We start from the raw sequence: 17,204 nt of genomic DNA on the forward strand, positions 1-17,204 counted from the left end.
TAGTGTGGGGTCTCCCCATGTGAGAGTAGGTCATCGTCAAGCTCCTATCCCAAACCCCTGAGCCTCGCAAGAGACTCGGGGGTTTGTCTTTGCGCGTTATTAAGTTGGTTTACCGAGCTCCCACCTGACTGGCTGAGCCTGGACTGTTGTGGTTAGATGCAGCGCCGGTGAGGGATAGCCTGATGAATGCAGCGCCTGACTTGAAAAATGTTGAACTCGACCAGTTGATCGCCTGTCATGAGTGCGATCTGCTCATGCTCAAGCCGCATGTGGGGCATGGGCAGAAAGCTTCTTGTCCACGTTGTGGCTTTTCTCTGATCGTTCATCGTGTCGCGATGGAGCGTCGCAGCCTTGCTCTGGTTGTGACGGCACTTTTGCTATTCATACCGGCCAATTTTCTGCCGATCATGCACTTGACCCTCTTGGGGCAAACTAGCCAGGACACGGTTTGGACAGGAGTTCATGCGCTATATGCAACAGGAATGTGGCACGTCGCGCTGGTGGTTCTGCTGTCCAGTATGGTGATTCCTCTGTGCAAGTTGCTCTGTCAGTTATTTGTGCTGATCAGCATCCGCACAAGGCAGGGGTTGTCCCAAGCTCGCGCGCTCTACCGAACCTATCAACACCTGCGTGAATGGGGGATGTTGGAGGTTTACCTGATGGGCATTCTGGTTTCGATTGTGAAGCTGGTCAGTCTGGCTGAGTTGCATATCGGCATTGGTCTGGCCTGTTTTGTTGGTTTGCTGCTGGCTCAGGTTTGGCTGGAGGCTACTATGTCGCCACATCAGGTATGGGATGCACTGGATGGGGATGTCGATGCGCGCGATTGATGCCGGCATTCTGGTGTGTGGTGATTGCCACCAGCTCAATCGACAGGGCTTAACCGCAGAAGAGCAGCATTGCCGCCGCTGCGGTGCCGTGCTGCATGCGCGTCAGCCTGATAGCCTGAGACGCACCTGGGCGTTGTTGCTGACGGCAACCATTCTCTACATCCCCGCCAACGTGCTGGATATCATGACGATCAACCTGTTTGGCAATCCTGCGCCGTCGACCATTATGGGTGGGGTGATCGAGTTGATTCATGCCGATATGCTGCCGATCGCTTTCGTGGTGTTTTTCGCCAGTATCGTGGTGCCAACATTCAAGTTGATCGGTATTGGCATGCTCCTGTATTCGGTGCAAAGCCATCAGCCGTTGTCGGCTAAACAGCGCATCCTGATGTATCGATTTATCGAGTGGATTGGCCGCTGGTCAATGCTGGATATCTTTGTCATTGCCATCCTGGTGGCACTGGTCAGCTTTGGTAACCTCACCACGATTGAGGCGGGACCTGCCGCCGCCGCATTCTGCAGTGTGGTGGTACTGACCATGCTGGCCGCCCATACCTTTGATCCCCGGCTGATTTGGGACAACGCGAAAACGGAAGATGAAAATGGCTGACCTGCCTGTGCCTGATGTTAAGAAGACCAGCAGTTGGTCTGCCATTTGGATACTGCCCATTATCGCTTTGATGATCGGTGTATGGCTGGGGTGGCGTGCCTATGATTCGGCTGGCGTCGTTATCAAGGTGCGCTTCGACAGCGGCGAGGGTATCCAGGTCAACAAGACCGAGTTGATCTACAAGGGCATCTCGGTAGGTAAGGTAGTCGACCTGCATGTGACGCCGGATGTCTCCGCCGTCGATGCCAGCATCGAGGTTCGTAAGGAGGCGGCCCCCTACCTGAGCAAGAACAGCCGTTTCTGGCTGGTCAAGCCGCGCGTCAGCATGGCGGGGGTAACCGGTCTTGAAACTCTGATGTCGGGCAATTACATCGCCATTGATCCTGCCCTGGGTGAGCCTGAGAGAAATTTTGTCGCATTGAAGGAACCGCCGGCCATCTCTGATGCCATTGCCGGTTTGCACCTGACCCTGAAGGCCGATCGACTGGGGTCGCTGGAGGCGGGCTCTCCAATCTATTACCAGCAGATCCAGGTTGGCCAGATCAAAAGCTACCAACTGGCGGAGGACCAGCGCGGTGTTGATATCAAGGTCTTCATCGAGCCTGAATATGCCCATCTGGTGCGCAAGCATACGCGCTTCTGGAATGCCAGCGGGGTAACCATCAGTGGCGGCCTGTCGGGTTTCAAGGTGCGTACCGAGTCACTGGTCAGCATCGCGGCTGGCGGTATTGCCTTTGCTACGCCTGAGCACCGTCGCGACAGTCCTCCCACTGATGCCAGTATCCCGTTCCGCCTGTACGAGGACTTCGATGCGGCGCAATCCGGGTTGAAGGTGCTGCTGCGCCTGAAGAGTGTGGACGCTCTGGAGCCGGGCAAGACTCCGGTGATCTACAACGGCGTGCAGGTCGGTACTTTGAAGTCCATGGATATGGGCAAGGACTTCAGTCAGGCCACGGCCGAGCTGACCATGGATCCCCGCACTGAAGAGCTGCTGGTCGAGGGGACCGAGTTCTGGACGGTCAAGCCCAGTATCTCGCTGGCCGGTATCACCGGACTGGAGGCGCTGGTCAAGGGTAACTACATTGAGGTGCGTTTTTCCAAGGAAGGGGCGCCGACGCGTGAGTTCGTGGTGCGTGAGAAAGCCCCGCCGCTCAAGGAAAACGCTCCGGGTCTGCACTTGAGTCTGACCAGTGAGCGTGTTGGCTCCCTGCAGGCCGGTAGCCCGGTGCTGTACCGGCAGATGCGGGTCGGTACCGTACAGAACACGCAACTGAGCAGTGACAAGCGCAGCGTCACCTTTACCGTGCATATCCCGCCGGAGTTCAGCAACCTGATCAATGATTCGACGCGCTTCTGGAATGCCAGCGGCGTAACCCTGAAGGGCGGGCTAAGTGGTGTCGAGGTCAAGAGCGAGTCACTGGAGAGCCTGATCATGGGCGGTATCTCGTTCGATACGCCGGACCTGAACAAGTCGCGCCGCAAGACAGCGTTTGTGCTGTATGACAGCGAGGACAAGGCTTCGGCCCGGGGCGTCATGCTGGATATCCGGGTGCCGTCTGCCGATGGCCTCAACGTCGGTACGCCGGTGCGTTTCAAAGGACTGGAAGTGGGTGAGATCGAGGCCATCGAGTTGCTGCCCGATCTGTCGGGTGTCGTCCTCAAGGCCCGTGTTGTGCAGGCTGAACAGCGCATCGCCGTGGCTGGTACGGAGTTCTGGGTGGTCAAACCTGAACTGGGCCTGGTTCGTACCGCCAACCTGGATACGCTGGTGAGTGGCAAGTACTTGGAGGTTGCCCCGGCAGCGCGCCCCGGTGCGGTGAAGACCAGCTTTATCGCGCGTGAGTCGGCCCCGCTGAATACGGCCAACGGCGAGAAGGGTTTGCGCGTGGTGCTCAGTGCCCCGCAGCGGGGTTCACTCAAGCCGGGTGTCGAGGTCAGTTATCGCGAGATCCCTGTAGGCAAGGTCACCAGCTTCAAGTTGGGCCCTAACTCAGATCGCGTGCTGATCGAGCTGTTGATCGAGTCGCGCTATGCACCGCTGGTGCGGAGTGGCACGCGCTTCTGGAATACCAGTGGCATTGGTGTGGACGCCGGGCTGTTCAAAGGGGTCAAGGTGCGCACTGAATCGCTCGAGTCGATGCTGGAGGGAGGCATAGCCTTTGCCACGCCAGACAATCCGCAGATGGGCGGGCCGGCTTATGCAGGGCAGACCTTCGTACTGTTTGACGACCCACAGGATGACTGGCTCAAGTGGGCGCCGAAGATCAACCTCGGCAAGTAAGCGTAGTGCGTAATGGACAAGGGCCGCAGATGCGGCCCTTGTTGTTTCTGCCGGTCAGGCAGGCTCGACAGCATTGCTGGTTAGGCTTTCCCTGCGTTTGATGAACTTCCAGTCGGCTTCGTCGATGTAGATGCCATTCGGGCCGCTTCCACCCTCCAGGTCGATGGCGACATGAGCAGAGACCTGCGGTTTGACCGAGGCGAGGATGGGCACAAAGCCCAGCTGCAAGCTGGTTTCGATCAGCGCCTGCTGATTGCGCTCGTCGATGTCCGCCGCCTCATCCAGGTAGTACGGCAGGCGAACCTTGCCGGCCTGCTCACGATCCATCAGGTGCAGCAACAGGTACATGTTGGTCAGCGCCTTGATGGTCATGGTTGTGCCGTTACTGGCCGCACCATCGATGTCGGTGTGGATGATCGGTTGCCCGCCCACCTTGGTGATTTCGAAGGCCAGCTCGAACAGGTCCTTGAGGCCAAGCTGGTTGCCATTGGCGGCAACCAGACGAGCCAGATACTCCTTGGCTTCCTCATTGCGCGCATCCTGGTCGCTGGACTGGGTCAGGTCGAACACCGAGAGGGTTTCGCCTTCTTCATACTGCCCGGCGCTGTGGATGATCTGGTCGATATGGCGCAGGGCGTCCTTGTTCGGTGCCAGCACGATACGGAAGCTCTCCAGGTTGGAGACCTGGCGCCGGTTTATCTCGCGGTTGAACAGCGCAAGCTGATGTTCGAGGTTGTCGTAGTCACTGCGGATATTGCGCAGCGTGCGGGCGATGTCGGTCACCGCCGCACGGCGTGCCTTGGCCAGGGTCAGGGCTTCATCCTGGCGATGGGCGTAGGCGTTGATCAGCAGGTGCAGGCGACGCTCGGGATCTTCTTCGCTGTCGAACTTGGCCACGCCCTTGAGGCGGACCTGGGCATAGAGTGCGTCGATCTGCCCATCGATACGCTGCAAAGCCTGCCAGCTGTCCTGGTAGTCGTTGAGCAGCGGCAGCAGGTTGTCCAGGCTGTCGTCCACGGGCTCCATGAATGGCGTGCCGAAGGGCAGATTGGTCGGCAGCAGCTGGCGACGGCGCAGGGCGTCCTCCAGCGTGCGCTCTTTGGCTTCCAGATCGGCCAGTTGGCGGCCGACCAACTGCAGCTTGGCGGAGAGCTGCTGCACGCGCTCGGCGAAGGCATCGCTGGCGCGCTTGAGCTCATCCTGTGCGGCTTCCAGTCGCGCGAGCTGTTCGAGTTTCTCGGGCTCTTCGGCGCTCAGGGTCTGGCTGCGGCGGAAATCTTCCAGGGCTTTCTGGGCGTCCAGCACCGCCTGGTAGAGCTGCTCGGCCTGGGCCTTGCTCGCGGCGCGGTCAGCGGCGACCGCCTGTTGGGTCTTGAGCTGCTTGAGTTCGCGCTCCAGGCGGTCTTTCTGGTCGCGCAGGGCGGCGCGGTCGGCCAGCGCCTGCAGGGCTGGTGGCTCGATGTGCGAAAGGTCGATGGACAGGCCCGGTACGGCGAAGGTATCGCCCTTGAAACGGTCCAGCACGGCCTCGACGGCCTTGACCCAGTCGTCGCCCTCGGCCTGGATGCCTTTCTCGCCCAGCGGCAGGCTAAACAGCTGACCGTTGAACAGGCGCATCAGACGGTCGACGTCGGCCTGGCTGAACTCCTCGCGCAGGCGCGAGTAGCTGTTGTTGTCGGCATGATCGAGCTGCTGCTTGACCGATTTCAGGCGCTTCTCCAGATCGCGCAGGCGCTCGTCGAGGTCTTCGGCAGAGAACTGGCGCGATTGCGCCAGGGCGCCGGCCAGTTCGTCGTGGGCGTCCTTGGCCGCCAGCAGTTGCTCCTCCAGTACTTTGGCGTCTGTGACCAGGGCAAAGCGATTCTTCAGCACGGAAAGTTCGCCGAGCCAGCGCTGCAGCTCGCTGATCTCGCGCTCCAGGCGCATCAGTTCCTGAGTGCCGCCCCGCTGCTCGTGCTGCAGGCCGTCCTGCTCAGCGCGGTAGTGCTCATGCTGCTCCAGTAGCTCGCCTTTGCGGGCATCGGCGTAGTCGTGCCAGGCACCGAGCAGGTTGTCCAGCAGCGGTGACAGTCGATGCAGCTTGCCGCGCAGCAGTTCGCGCTGGTTGACGCCACTGGCCAGGGCCTCGACCAACGGGCCGGCGGTGACCAGCGCCTGGTAGTCCTGCTCCATGCGGCGCACATCGCGGAAGGCTTCTTCGGTGGCGGCGATATAGTCGACGCTGCCCGAGCGCAGGCTGTGCTCGAAGGCATCGAGGAACAGCTGCTTCAACTTCGCTGCCGTAATTTCGCGCATATGCAGCAGGTTGATAAACAGGGCACGGAAGGTCTTCAGGCTCTGCTCGCTGGTCGAACGCAGCGGGATCAGGGTCAGGTCCAGCGGGATGGAGGTATAGCCACCAACCAGCAGGCGCCGGAGCTCCTCGGGTTTGGCCTCGTAGGCCTTGATGCCCTCTCGCTCCAGGTTGGCGAACAGCTCGCGTTGACGCAGACAGGTGCCGTTCTTCTGGTAGTGGGCCAGATCCAGTTCACCCTGATACACGAAGAACTGGTGGCCAAAGCCGCCGCCCGGTCCACGACCGGCCACGCCGATCACATGGCTACCGTGGGGCAGGTTGACCTCGACCAGGATGTAGCTGGTGTCACTGGCGAAGTAGAACTTGCGTGACTGCTCCAGGCTGTACTTGCCGAAGCTCATGTCCGACATGCGGGCGAGGATCGGGAACTGCAGCGCGTTGATCGAGGCCGACTTGCCGAGGTTGTTGGCGCCATACACCGACAGCGGGTTTTCCAGCGGGAAGATGCCCAGGCTGTAGCCAGCGGTGTTGAGCAGGGCAAAGCGGCGGATGCCATAACGGTTATCGCTCATGCTTGCGCCTCCTGTTCTTCGGCAATTCGTTCTTCGGCAATGGCGCGGGCCAGAGCCGCTTCTTCGTTATCGGCGCTGTCATCGGTGAGGCTGATGATGGGCTCTTCTTCAGGCTCTTCGCTCAGCGTGGGCGCCGGGAGCGGCAGGTCGCTGTGCAGGACAGCAGCCAGGTCGCGGTCCTGCTGTACGGCCAGGCAGACATCGAGGAAACGGTGCATCGGCGGCAGGAAGCGGTAGATACCGTTGTCTTCCTGGGCAAAACCGAGCTGGGTCAGACGGCGCATAACCTTTTCTTCCAAGTCCTCCTGGGTTTGTACCTCGGCCTGCACGAACAGGTCGCGGTACTTGTCCAGCAGGGCCGGCAGCTCATCACGACCGAGGGTGCCGCCATCCAGCACGGCCAGCGGGTCGCGCCCCTGATCGGCAAGGTGCTCGACGAGAATGAAGGTGAACAGCGCCAGACGCTGGGCGGTCTTGTTGACCTGAGCGCCCATCTGTTCGGGGACGAAGTAGTAGAAACCGCGGCTGTCGCACACCAGCTCGAAGCCCATTGCGCGGAACAGGGCACGGTAGGCGTCCTGCAGGTTGGACAGCTGGCTGTACAGCTCGGCATCGCGCTGGCTGATGTGATAGCCCTTGAACAGCTCGCGGAAGATCGGCGTCAGCTGGGTCAGTTGGGAGAGGTCAAGATGCATGGCTGGCGCTCGTGCTGTCGGCCTGCTGTGCCTTGCTCGATAGCAGGGCATAGGAACACAGGCTCAATTCATGTTCGGCGGTCTGGTAGTCGCGGCGCTCAAGGCGATCGCGCTGGAAGCGGTTGTCCCGCGACAGGCGGGAGAACCAGTAGAGCAATTCGTCGGTCGCGCCTCTGGGCTCCTGCTCCAGCAGCCAGAGCATCAGGTCCGGCAGCGGCAGGGCCTGCTCGCAGCGCTCGATCATTTCTCGGGCGGTGCGTGGCGGGCGAGGTGCCTCCCCGGAGCGAGCCTTGCTGGCGCGGGGGAACTGAGCCGGCTTGGGCTCGAAGCGGGCCAGGGCATAGACGTAGCTTTCCACCTGGCTGGCCGTGCCGAGGAAGTTGCTTTGCGGCCGGGTGAACAGTGGCAGCGCCGCCTGTGGCACGGCATCCAGTCCCTTCTTGCGGATTGCTGCCAGAGCCAGCGCGGCACCACGGGTGACCGCATTGTGTCGACGTGCTTCCTCGCGCAGCGGCAGCAGCAGTTCGCGGGCGCGGCGCAGGGTCAGCTGGGCGGTGGTCTGCATCTCCAGAATCCGCGCGTGGGTGCGCAGGAGCAGGTCGTCATCGACCAGTTGGCCGAGGCGCTGCTGCTCGCCGAGCAGGCGCAGCAGCACCTGTTCGACCCGGTACACGCCTTGCTCGAAGGCGCCGTCGGCGGCAACCAGCTGGATCATCGGCTCGACGTACTCGTCCCAGGTCGCCAGTACCTCGGCATAGCGCTGGCGCAGGGGGATCTGCCGGTCGCTGGTCTTGGCCCGCTCGGCCACGCCGATCAGTGCCTGCTCGTCGTTGGCCAGCTTCTTGAGCACGTCGCGAACGCGCATGTCGAGCAGGCGCAGTTGGCGCGCCAGATCGTGGCCGTCACGGGCGTCGAAGGCCTCGCGAATATAGCCGGCCAGGCGCTCCAGATGACGCAGGTAAGCCTCGATTTCCAGGCACAGGCCCAGGCGGTGCTCGCGGCGCAGGTAGGCGAGGAAGTCGTGAATCTGAGCGTTGAGCTCGAAGCGGTTCGGACTCTTGGCCACGGGCACCAGAATGTCCAGGCGTATCCACTGGTCGAGCAGCGCCGTGATATCGGTTGGGGTGCCATCGGGTAACTGGCTGGCTAACTGGCCGCGCAACTCGGCCAGACCCAGGGTGCCGGCATCGAAGCGCTCGCAGAGCGGCTCGAGCAACGTCCAGTGTTCGGCAAGGGCGCGCAGGACGCGCTTGGGGTCGATCATGGGCGGGCGATCCATCACAAAAGGGCCGATTGTACTGCAGGAAAAGCCTGGCGCGGCATTGCTCTCGGACTGCTGGCGTTGCTGACAAAAAACGGCAGTTTAGGTCGGGGTTCGCGGCTTGAGTCTCAAGTTGTGCACTGAAATCCATGGCTTCGAGGCTGGCCCGGAATCTGCTAATCCATCTTTAACATACGGATGAGACGAGCCATGAGCGCGGAAGCACGCCAACTCGACAGTTGCTGGCAAGACCTGCAGGGTCGTCGTGATCTCGACTGGGATCTGGATGCGATCACTGACCGCAGCGAGGCGATTGCCTTCTTGCGGCGCTTCGAGAATCGCCTGTGCATCTATTCCGGCTTTGTCGAGAAGCTCTACAGCAACTACAGCTTCGTCGTGCCGGAAGAGTCTCAGGGCAGCATCACCATTCTGCCCAATGAGCAGGCCTGGCATGACACCTTTCATGACATTCCTCCGCAGGCCGTTGAGCCGACAGGCATCCATATCATGCCCGGTGAGGCGGTTGGTCATGCCGGGCTGATCCTCAAGGTGCCTGGGGTCCACCGTCTGTCGCCGTCGCGGGAGCTGCCATTCCATCAAGGGTTGCGCCTGCTGGTGCAGCGTTACCAGAAGCAGGGAGACTGTTTCCTGCCTGTGCTGATCAAGGGCGATCTTCGCGAGTACGAGTCGCGCATGCCGTCGCTGCACCTGCACCGGATCAATCCGGCCAGGTTGGGCCATCTCTCGGCGCTGAATATCGAGTCGATCAAAGGCGCCATTGCCGAGCATCTGATCGGGCTATTTCGAACGATCTGATGTGGGGCGTTACTCGGGCTGTGCACTTGGGTAACAGTGCGGTAGTGGCGATATTCTGGCGGTGGCGGATTGGCGTGATCGACTCGACTATGGGTCGGTCACTTGCCCGGGCTTGATCCCTATAGTTTGAATCAGGAGCGAGTTTGTCCGACTCGACCGTACGCTATAGGAAAAATGTCATGCGCAGGTCCTTCCCGTCTGTCAAAACTGCTTGCGCGGTGCTTTGTGCCGGCTTGATCGGTAGCGGCGTTGCGCATGCCAAGCTGGAAGAAATGAATGATAGTGAGCTGTCCGATGTCACTGGGCAGGCGTTTATCAATCTGACCACCGACGCTGCGAATGGCCTGAACTTCACCCGGGTCAACTTTGGTGTTGATGTGCAGACACAGCTGAATATCCGTCAGTTGCGTCTGGGCAAGTATGACCGTAGCGGCGAAGCCGCCGGCACAGCCGATATCGACATCAATAACTTCGCTCTGGGTGCGGTGGATGATGTAACCGGTCAGGTCGATGCCTTTCGTATCAAGAATCCCTTCCTTGAACTGGCCTATTCGGGCAATAAGGTGGTCGGCGTGCGCATGGGCTTTGGTGAGGCCCAGGGCTATCTGTCCGGTGATATCAATCGGATGACCGGCAATATCGCGGTGGATCTGTATGGCAAGGGCAGCTACCTGGCAACCCAGATGAACTGTGCCTGGTATGACCTGATCTGTGCCAGCGCCAAGGGTCTGGTCGGTGGCACCTATGCCAACAGTGACTTCAGCGCGCAAGCACAACTGGTCAACGGCTCGGGCGACGCAGATCCGGTGCGTGCCACCATGATCGGTATGGTCGATGGCCAGACCCTGTCCATTCCGTCCGGCTCGGGCTTCGATAACTTTCTTCTGGGGCTGTTTAGCTCAAGCAACTGTTCGCTGCTGAGTACCCAGACCTGCTTCCCGCTTGCCAACTACGGCACCTTCCCGATTGGCAAACTCAATTCGTCCAATCAGTTCGTCTCGGCTGCGAAAGGGGTATTCCTCTCGCTGCAGACGCAAAACGTGCAGTGGCGGGATCAACAGGATGCTAGCCAGTTCATCTCCGCCCTGGCGGGTGCCTTCATGAACATCCCGCGCAATGCTGATGGTTCGGCTGCGATTAATACCTCCTTCCAGGAAGCCTTTAACGGAATTCCGCGCAAGGACACCTGTTTCGGCACTCCAAACAAGGGCTGTTGATATGCGCGCACTCTGGCCTTTTGCTCTTTTTCTCGTGTGCGCCCCGCTTTGTGCGGAAATGCAGGCAATGGACGACAGCGAATTGTCGGCCGTCGATGGGGCGGGTATCGGCTTTGTGCTGGATGGGATTGTCTTCGATGCCACCCAGGCGACCATCACCATCAATGACATCACCAATGGCAGCGGTCAGAACGTACCGATCTCGGTGAAAGAGTTCTATATGGCGGCGGCCGGCAGTAACAAGGGGACCACGCTGAACCCGACCAATGTTGGTCGCCTGGCCTATCCCTTCGCGCTCAATCTGGCCAAGGGGGAGGCCCTGCGCAGTCTGCGTGAAGATGGGCAGTGGGTGCAGACCACACCAAGTAATCTGTCGGTACTGGAGCTGACTTTCCCTAGCCTGATGACCTCGGGCGGCAATGCCTGCGTGTCCGGTTTCGCCGAGGCAGGCAGCAACTGCTCCTCGCGTGCGGCAGAGAAGGTCGATCTGGGCATTCGCTACGATTTTCAGGTCGCAGCCGGTCGCACCGATGTACTCAATTTCGACATTGGCGAGCTGGCAATGGACGGCTCTTACCTGCGCCTGTGGGGCGATTCGACTCGTTCGCAGCTGGTAGGTGAGGCTCGGCTAAATATCTACGCCAAGACTTTTGAGCTGATGAGCTGCGCGGCCGGTACCACCAATTGCGCGACCGCCGCAGAGCAGGCTGCCCGCACCATCTACCTGACCAACTCCTACGCCAATGTCTCTCTGGGGTATGGCAAGACCCAACCTCTGCTGTTCGATGTCACCAGCAATGGGCAGTTCGTTCTTGAGCTGCCCAATCCGGTCAAGGACCCCAACAATCCGACGGCCAACGTCGATACCCGTAGCGGTATCGGTCAGCAGCGAGCGGTGGACTTCTACGCCAATGCACCGCGCACCAATATCGTAATCGACAACCTCAATGCTGGCGGCACCCGGCCGGGTGCCGGGCAACTGCCAACCGGTGGCTACAACTTCGGGCGCAATGAAATTCGCGGACTGAGCTTCAACTACCTGAAGGTGAGCAGCTATGACCTCTAAGGTATGTGGTGTGCTGCTCGTGGCCCTGGCGCTCAATGCCCAGGCCGAGCTGCAGGCGTTGAATGATGCTGATCTGAGTGCGCAGAGCGGTCAGGGCGGCGTGTACCTGTCCGGTGAGTTCAGTATCAACAAGGAGGGTGGCGTGCTGTGGAATACCCCGGCCAGCGTTACCCAGACCGGTTGGGCAGCCAATGAACGCAGTTGCCATGCGCCGGGCTCAACGGCCACCGAGGCCTGCGGTATGCGGCTGGCGGTTCGCTCTGAGGCGGCTGGCGGCTGGTATGTACTGGACAACCTCAAGGGAACCTTCAGCTTCGAAGGGCTGACCCTGCGTACCCGCCTGATCAACAGTGGGTTCGGTGGCGATGGCGCGTTGTTCAATCAGGATGTGATCGAGCTCGGGCTACCCAACGAGGTCAAGTACAAGAACGGCAGTTTCGCCTTCGCTGTGGCCAATCAGGGCGGCTGGCGTAACAACAAGGCCGGTGCTGCTGCTGCGGATACTACCTACCAGCAGACCAATATTTTTTCGGCGAAGCTCGACGGCACCATCCGTATGCAGGGCAACGTCCTGATCTTCCCGAAGAATTGAAGAGGTTGAACGATGCGTCGTAGCTGGCTGTTATTGCCGTTCTTCCTCACCCCGCTGGCGCAGGCCATGCAGGCGCTGGATGATGAAGGTCTGGCCGAGGTCAATGGCCAGTCGGGGATTTCCATCGAGCATGCCACCAGCGGCTGGACTGCCGGCAGCATCAACTACAACTCCGACGGCACCACGCTGTCGGCCAAGACGTTATCTCTCAAGCCGCAGGCTGGCACCGGCACCGATAGCGCCACGCTCGATGTTGTCGGGCAGCAACTGCAGGTTGAATACAGCGCCGCGCCGCGCGAACTCAATGTCAGCAATCTCGAGTTTGCTGGCAGCACCAAGAGCTTTGGTGCTTTTCGGGCCTTCTTCACCTTGGGCGCCAGCCTGCGCCTCAAGGGGCTCGGAGCCAGTGGCGTGAGTGGCATTGCACTGGACGGCTCGCGCCTGTCGATCAGCGATGCCACCTTCTTCTATCGTGACAATGGCCTGGACCTAATCGTCAAGGGTGTCTCCTTCGACACGTACCTGAACAATGCCTACCTGGACATCGTGTCAGGCGGAACCGGCAGCGAAGTCAAGCTGAGCCTAGGCAGCTCGCGTTTCGTGGGGGCGGTTGGCGGTATTTCGGTGGATCTGGCACACAGCGAGCTGTCGCCAGTGACGCCGGGCAGTCTGGATACGCGCCATCCGGATGCGTCGCGCAGCTTCGGTCGCGTCAACATGGATCTGCGCCTGGGCGGCAGCTTGAGCATTGCCGGGGGTGGAAGCACTGGGCAGGGCCTGACGATCAAGCCCGATGTCAGCTTCAGCAACAGCCTTTTCCAGTATCAGGATGAAGGGGTTCTCAGGGCCGAGAACTTCGCCGGCACTCTGCGCAGCACCTCTGGCATCACGGTGGACCTGGAGCAGGACGGCATCGGCAGCTATGCCCGGCTGGCCTTCGCCGATTTGAATCTTAATGCCACGCTCGGTGGTCTGGTCATGGGCAATCCGACCAACCAGAAGCTGGGCAGTCTGGCGCTGGACCTGAATTTCATTAATGACGGCAGCAAGCAGAACTGGCTCAAGCTGCGTCCGGGTGGTGATCCCAGTTCCGGACTCAAGGGTCTGACTGCCGATGTCAGCTGGAACATGGCCAACAGCTCGCTGTCGGTTACCGATAACGGCAACAGCATGTGGTTCAGCGGCCTGAAAACCAATGGCACCGGCCAGTTCACCCTCGATGTGACCAAAGGTTGCAGTGATGGCTTCGCGACCGGTTGCTATGCCGGCAGTGTCAGCACCAACCCGGCCTCGAGTAACTATGACGGTCACTTCAACGGCATTCGTCTGGGCATGAAGAACGTCCAGGGCAGTTACAGCTTCGACGGGCTGCGCGTGGGTAGCGCCAGTTCGCCGCTGCAGGGGGGCACTGAACTGCTGGTGCTGATGGAGATATTCCCGGCCTACGACTTCATCATGAATGGTCAGATCACGCTGATGCCGGGTGGCAGCAGCGGCGACGGGCTGCGCTACAACGCCGACTTCATGGTGACCAATGGCAAGGCCGCGATCACTGTCGACGAGGCCGGCAAAGGACTCTGGTTGTCCGGCACTACCTATGAAATGCACTTTCGTGACGGTTCGCTGGATGTCACCAACAACGGCGTTGAGCTGAAGAAGGGCACCTACTGGTCCAAGCTGGATGTGTCCGATGTGCGCTGGGGCAACAAGGATACCGGCACCAGTCTTGGGCGTCTGGTGCTCAAACGCTACGAGCAGGGCTCCACACTGGCGCTCAGCTCCGGTGGTTCCGGCGCGCTGTGCGTGGGTGCCAGTGGCGCCTCGTCCAGTGCCTGTACTGCCAATGGCGGGCGCTGGGAAGATCGCGGCAACGAAGGGGTATCGGTCAAGCTGAAAGCCATCCTGGCCAAGGATGGCAGCATCGAAGGCACCAGCAATGGCGTGGTTACCGACGAAAAGCGTAACCAGCTGATTTATGAGACCGACCGTACACTCGATGGCAACGGCAAGCCGATCAATGGCAGCGGCAGCCAGATCGTGGTCGACAACGTGTACACCTCCGATGGCAACCCTGTTGATCCGAATGCCAATACTTATGGCGTCAATGCCGACCTGAGCCTGGACGTGGCGCCGACCAAGGTGAAGATCAAGTCCGGGCCGAATGCGGGTACTCAGGTCTCCCCTGATCCGCTGGGCTTTGCCGTCAACGGCCGAGTGCACTTCAAGGAGATCAATATCGATCGCCTGCAGAATGTGCACCCAACCGGCGGCGCGGTGACGGCCATGTATGGCATCAAGCTGCAGAACGCCGATGTGCGCGCCAACCTGACGGCGACGCCGATCAACTGAGGCATCGCCTTGCCAGCCAGGCCCGCTTCGGCGGGCCTGGTCGTTTCTGTGTGGTCATTTGAGTGGGTGTAAAAACTGCCGGGTCTGACTGATCAGACAAATGACCGTAATAACCCTTTCGGTAATCTGTGCTTATCGGCACAATTCGCCTCCGCATTTCGGGGGCCGTTGGCTCTCGCTGGGCTGACGCTGCAGGGGCACCTCATGATCAAGACGCCGTACTACCTCATCGACAAACAGAAACTGCTGGTCAACATGCAGAAGATCGCGCGCGTGCGCGAGCTGTCTGGGGCCAAGGCGCTGCTGGCATTGAAGTGCTTTGCCACCTGGTCGGTGTTCGATCTGATGCAGGAGTATATGGACGGCACCACCTCCAGCTCGCTGTACGAGCTCAAGCTCGGCAGGCAGAAATTCGCCGGCGAGACCCATGCCTACAGCGTGGCCTGGGCCGACGATGAAATTCCCGAGATGCTGGAGAACTGCGACAAGATCATCTTCAACACCATCAGCCAGCTGGAGCGCTTCGAGGCGGCCACCGCCGGGGCGATCCGCGGTCTGCGTGTCAATCCGCAGGTGAGCAGTTCCGACTACCTGCTGGCCGACCCGGCGCGTCCCTTCAGCCGCCTGGGCGAGTGGGACCCGGTGAAGGTCGAGCAGGTGATCGACAAGATCTCCGGCTTCATGTTCCACAACAACTGCGAGAACGCCAATTTCGCCCTGTTCGACGAGATGCTCGGGGTGATCGAAGAGCGCTTCGGTCATCTGCTGCACAAGGTCGAGTGGGTGAGCCTGGGCGGCGGCATTCACTTCACCGGTGAGGACTACCCGCTGGAGCAGTTCTGCGCCCGCCTCAAGGCCTTCTCCGAGCAGTACGGTGTGCAGATCTACCTGGAACCTGGCGAAGCGGCGATCACCAACAGCGCCTCGCTGGAAGTGACCGTGCTCGACACCCTCTACAACGGCAAGCACCTGGCCGTGGTCGACAGCTCGATTGAAGCGCATATGCTCGATCTGCTGATCTACCGACTGAATGCAAAGATGGCGCCCTGCGACGGCGAACACACCTACATGGTGTGCGGCAAGTCCTGCCTGGCGGGCGACATCTTCGGCGAGTACCAATTCGATCGTCCGCTGGCCATCGGCGATCGCCTGTCCTTCATCGATGCGGCGGGGTACACCATGGTCAAGAAAAACTGGTTTAACGGACTCAAGATGCCGGCGATCGCTGTGCGCCAGCTCGACGGTAGCGTCGAGGTGGTTCGCGAGTTTGGTTTTGACGACTACCTGCAGAGCCTGTCCTGAGACGGCCTGCGATTGGGGGAGCTAGATTGAAGAAAAACGTTCTGATCATCGGTGCCGGAGGTGTGGCCAAGGTTGTGGCCCATAAGTGTGCTCAACACAATGATGAACTTGGCGAGATCGCCATTGCCTCGCGCAGTGTCGGCAAATGCCAGGTCATCATCGACAGCGTCAAGGCCAAGGGCAGTCTGAAAGTCCCGGCCGAGATCAAGGCCTATGCCCTGAATGCGCTGGATATCGAGGCGACCAAGACGCTGATCCGCGAGACCCGCTCGCAGATCGTGATCAATGTCGGCTCGGCCTTCCTCAACATGTCGGTGCTGCGCGCCTGCATGGATACCGGTGCGGCGTATCTCGATACCGCCATCCACGAAGAACCGGGGAAAATCTGCGAGACCCCGCCGTGGTACGGCAACTACGAGTGGAAGCACCTGGCCGAATGCCAGGAGAAGGGCGTCACCGCCATTCTCGGCGTGGGCTTCGATCCGGGCGTAGTCAACGCCTGGGCGGCCCTGGCGGCCAAGCAGCATTTCGATCAGATCGACTCGATCGACATTCTCGACGTCAATGCCGGTTCCCACGGCAAGTACTTCGCCACCAACTTCGACCCGGAGATCAACTTCCGCGAGTTCACCGGTCAGGTGTGGAGCTGGCAGAACCGTCAGTGGACCAGCAACAGCATGTTCGAGGTCAAGCGTACCGACGACCTGCCGGTGGTTGGCCTGCAGAACCTTTACATGACCGGCCACGACGAAGTGCACTCGCTGTCCAAGCACCTCGATGTGCCGAACATCCGTTTCTGGATGAGCTTCGGTGATCACTACATCAACGTCTTCACTGTGCTGAAGAACCTCGGTCTGCTCTCCGAAAAGCCGGTGAAAACCGCCGAGGGTGTCGACGTGGTGCCGCTCAAGGTGGTCAAGGCCGTGCTGCCCGATCCGGCTTCGCTGGCGCCGGGCTACAGCGGCAAGACCTGCATCGCTGATCTGGTCAAAGGCCGCAAGGATGGTCAGGAGCGTGAGGTGCTGATCTACAACGTCGCCGACCACGCCGAAGCCTATGCCGAAACCGACAGCCAGGGCATCTCCTACACCGCTGGCGTGCCGCCGGTGGCGGCTGCGCTGCTGGTGGCGCGTGGCGACTGGGATGCCGGCAAGATGGTCAACGTCGAACAGCTGGCACCTGAGCCGTTCCTCGAACTGCTCGACCAGATGGGGCTGCCGACCCGGATCAAGGACGAGCAGGGCGATCGTCCCTGGAACGCCTGAACCGTCAGTTGAGCGGGCATCCAGCCCGCGTCAGTGAGGCGTAGTCAGCACG

Annotated in this window: 13 protein-coding genes; 10 read left to right on the forward strand and 3 right to left on the reverse strand. The window is 60.5% G+C overall.

Annotated features, from left to right (window positions below; genetic code table 11):
- Positions 1 to 182: 182 nt before the first annotated feature.
- The 3 genes from HNP49_RS16860 to HNP49_RS16870 are packed head-to-tail and all read left to right on the forward strand — an operon-like array spanning position 183 to position 3,721.
- Positions 183 to 830: a paraquat-inducible protein A gene (locus HNP49_RS16860; RefSeq protein ID WP_184685201.1), complete on the forward strand. Its 648-nt coding sequence runs from the start codon at positions 183 to 185 to the stop codon at positions 828 to 830.
- Positions 817 to 1,440: a paraquat-inducible protein A gene (locus HNP49_RS16865; protein WP_184685203.1), complete on the forward strand. Its 624-nt coding sequence runs from the start codon at positions 817 to 819 to the stop codon at positions 1,438 to 1,440. The genes HNP49_RS16860 and HNP49_RS16865 overlap by 14 nt, the downstream gene beginning before the upstream one ends.
- The gene (locus HNP49_RS16870) at positions 1,433 to 3,721 is read left to right on the forward strand and encodes a PqiB family protein (protein ID WP_184685205.1); all 2,289 of its coding nucleotides are present in this window, start codon (positions 1,433 to 1,435) and stop codon (positions 3,719 to 3,721) included. Before HNP49_RS16865 ends, HNP49_RS16870 begins: the two co-directional genes overlap by 8 nt.
- Positions 3,722 to 3,775: 54 nt before the next feature.
- Here HNP49_RS16870 and mksF read toward each other — a convergent pair whose 3' ends face one another.
- From mksF to mksB, 3 genes are read right to left on the reverse strand one after another with little or no spacing between them, the layout of a single operon-like run.
- Complete coding sequence (gene mksF / locus HNP49_RS16875) at positions 3,776 to 6,589, reverse strand: Mks condensin complex protein MksF (protein WP_184685207.1); 2,814 nt, start codon at positions 6,587 to 6,589, stop codon at positions 3,776 to 3,778.
- Positions 6,586 to 7,284 (reverse strand): Mks condensin complex protein MksE, encoded by a 699-nt coding sequence (gene mksE, locus HNP49_RS16880; protein ID WP_184685209.1) that lies wholly within the window; start codon positions 7,282 to 7,284, stop codon positions 6,586 to 6,588. The genes mksF and mksE overlap by 4 nt, the downstream gene beginning before the upstream one ends.
- Positions 7,274 to 8,548 carry an Mks condensin complex protein MksB gene (gene mksB / locus HNP49_RS16885; RefSeq protein ID WP_184685211.1) on the reverse strand — a complete coding sequence of 425 codons (1,275 nt, stop codon included), beginning with the start codon at positions 8,546 to 8,548 and terminating at the stop codon, positions 7,274 to 7,276. The genes mksE and mksB overlap by 11 nt, the downstream gene beginning before the upstream one ends.
- A 195-nt stretch (positions 8,549 to 8,743) precedes the next feature.
- Here mksB and HNP49_RS16890 point away from each other — a divergent pair, with 195 nt between their 5' ends.
- From HNP49_RS16890 to HNP49_RS16920, 7 genes are all read left to right on the forward strand, one after another.
- On the forward strand, positions 8,744 to 9,361 hold the full coding sequence (locus HNP49_RS16890) for a hypothetical protein (protein ID WP_409372560.1): 618 nt from the start codon (positions 8,744 to 8,746) through the stop codon (positions 9,359 to 9,361).
- Between the two features lie 179 nt (positions 9,362 to 9,540).
- Positions 9,541 to 10,578 carry a DUF6160 family protein gene (locus HNP49_RS16895; RefSeq protein WP_184685215.1) on the forward strand — a complete coding sequence of 346 codons (1,038 nt, stop codon included), beginning with the start codon at positions 9,541 to 9,543 and terminating at the stop codon, positions 10,576 to 10,578.
- Between the two features lie 67 nt (positions 10,579 to 10,645).
- Positions 10,646 to 11,644, forward strand: a complete 999-nt coding sequence (locus HNP49_RS16900) for a hypothetical protein (RefSeq protein ID WP_409372561.1) — start codon at positions 10,646 to 10,648, stop codon at positions 11,642 to 11,644.
- Positions 11,634 to 12,236: a DUF6160 family protein gene (locus HNP49_RS16905; protein ID WP_184685219.1), complete on the forward strand. Its 603-nt coding sequence runs from the start codon at positions 11,634 to 11,636 to the stop codon at positions 12,234 to 12,236. Before HNP49_RS16900 ends, HNP49_RS16905 begins: the two co-directional genes overlap by 11 nt.
- A 12-nt stretch (positions 12,237 to 12,248) precedes the next feature.
- Positions 12,249 to 14,585: a DUF6160 family protein gene (locus HNP49_RS16910; RefSeq protein WP_184685221.1), complete on the forward strand. Its 2,337-nt coding sequence runs from the start codon at positions 12,249 to 12,251 to the stop codon at positions 14,583 to 14,585.
- Between the two features lie 204 nt (positions 14,586 to 14,789).
- Entirely contained in the window at positions 14,790 to 15,887 is a 1,098-nt protein-coding gene (locus HNP49_RS16915) for a carboxynorspermidine decarboxylase (RefSeq protein ID WP_184685223.1), read from the forward strand.
- Positions 15,888 to 15,913: 26 nt separating this feature from the next.
- Positions 15,914 to 17,152: a saccharopine dehydrogenase family protein gene (locus tag HNP49_RS16920; protein ID WP_184685225.1), complete on the forward strand. Its 1,239-nt coding sequence runs from the start codon at positions 15,914 to 15,916 to the stop codon at positions 17,150 to 17,152.
- Positions 17,153 to 17,204: the final 52 nt, after the last annotated feature.

The sequence above is a fragment of the Pseudomonas fluvialis genome (assembly GCF_014207935.1).
In the GTDB taxonomy this organism is placed as follows: Bacteria; Pseudomonadota; Gammaproteobacteria; order Pseudomonadales; family Pseudomonadaceae; genus Aquipseudomonas; species Aquipseudomonas fluvialis_A.

Coding starts and splice junctions, on each gene's coding strand:
- HNP49_RS16860 (WP_184685201.1), top strand. CDS start 183: ATGAATGCAGCGCCTGACTTGAAAAATGTTGAACTCGACCAGTTGATC.
- HNP49_RS16865 (WP_184685203.1), top strand. CDS start 817: ATGCGCGCGATTGATGCCGGCATTCTGGTGTGTGGTGATTGCCACCAG.
- HNP49_RS16870 (WP_184685205.1), top strand. CDS start 1,433: ATGGCTGACCTGCCTGTGCCTGATGTTAAGAAGACCAGCAGTTGGTCT.
- mksF (WP_184685207.1), bottom strand. CDS start 6,589: ATGAGCGATAACCGTTATGGCATCCGCCGCTTTGCCCTGCTCAACACC.
- mksE (WP_184685209.1), bottom strand. CDS start 7,284: ATGCATCTTGACCTCTCCCAACTGACCCAGCTGACGCCGATCTTCCGC.
- mksB (WP_184685211.1), bottom strand. CDS start 8,548: ATGATCGACCCCAAGCGCGTCCTGCGCGCCCTTGCCGAACACTGGACG.
- HNP49_RS16890 (WP_409372560.1), top strand. CDS start 8,744: ATGAGACGAGCCATGAGCGCGGAAGCACGCCAACTCGACAGTTGCTGG.
- HNP49_RS16895 (WP_184685215.1), top strand. CDS start 9,541: ATGCGCAGGTCCTTCCCGTCTGTCAAAACTGCTTGCGCGGTGCTTTGT.
- HNP49_RS16900 (WP_409372561.1), top strand. CDS start 10,646: ATGGACGACAGCGAATTGTCGGCCGTCGATGGGGCGGGTATCGGCTTT.
- HNP49_RS16905 (WP_184685219.1), top strand. CDS start 11,634: ATGACCTCTAAGGTATGTGGTGTGCTGCTCGTGGCCCTGGCGCTCAAT.
- HNP49_RS16910 (WP_184685221.1), top strand. CDS start 12,249: ATGCGTCGTAGCTGGCTGTTATTGCCGTTCTTCCTCACCCCGCTGGCG.
- HNP49_RS16915 (WP_184685223.1), top strand. CDS start 14,790: ATGATCAAGACGCCGTACTACCTCATCGACAAACAGAAACTGCTGGTC.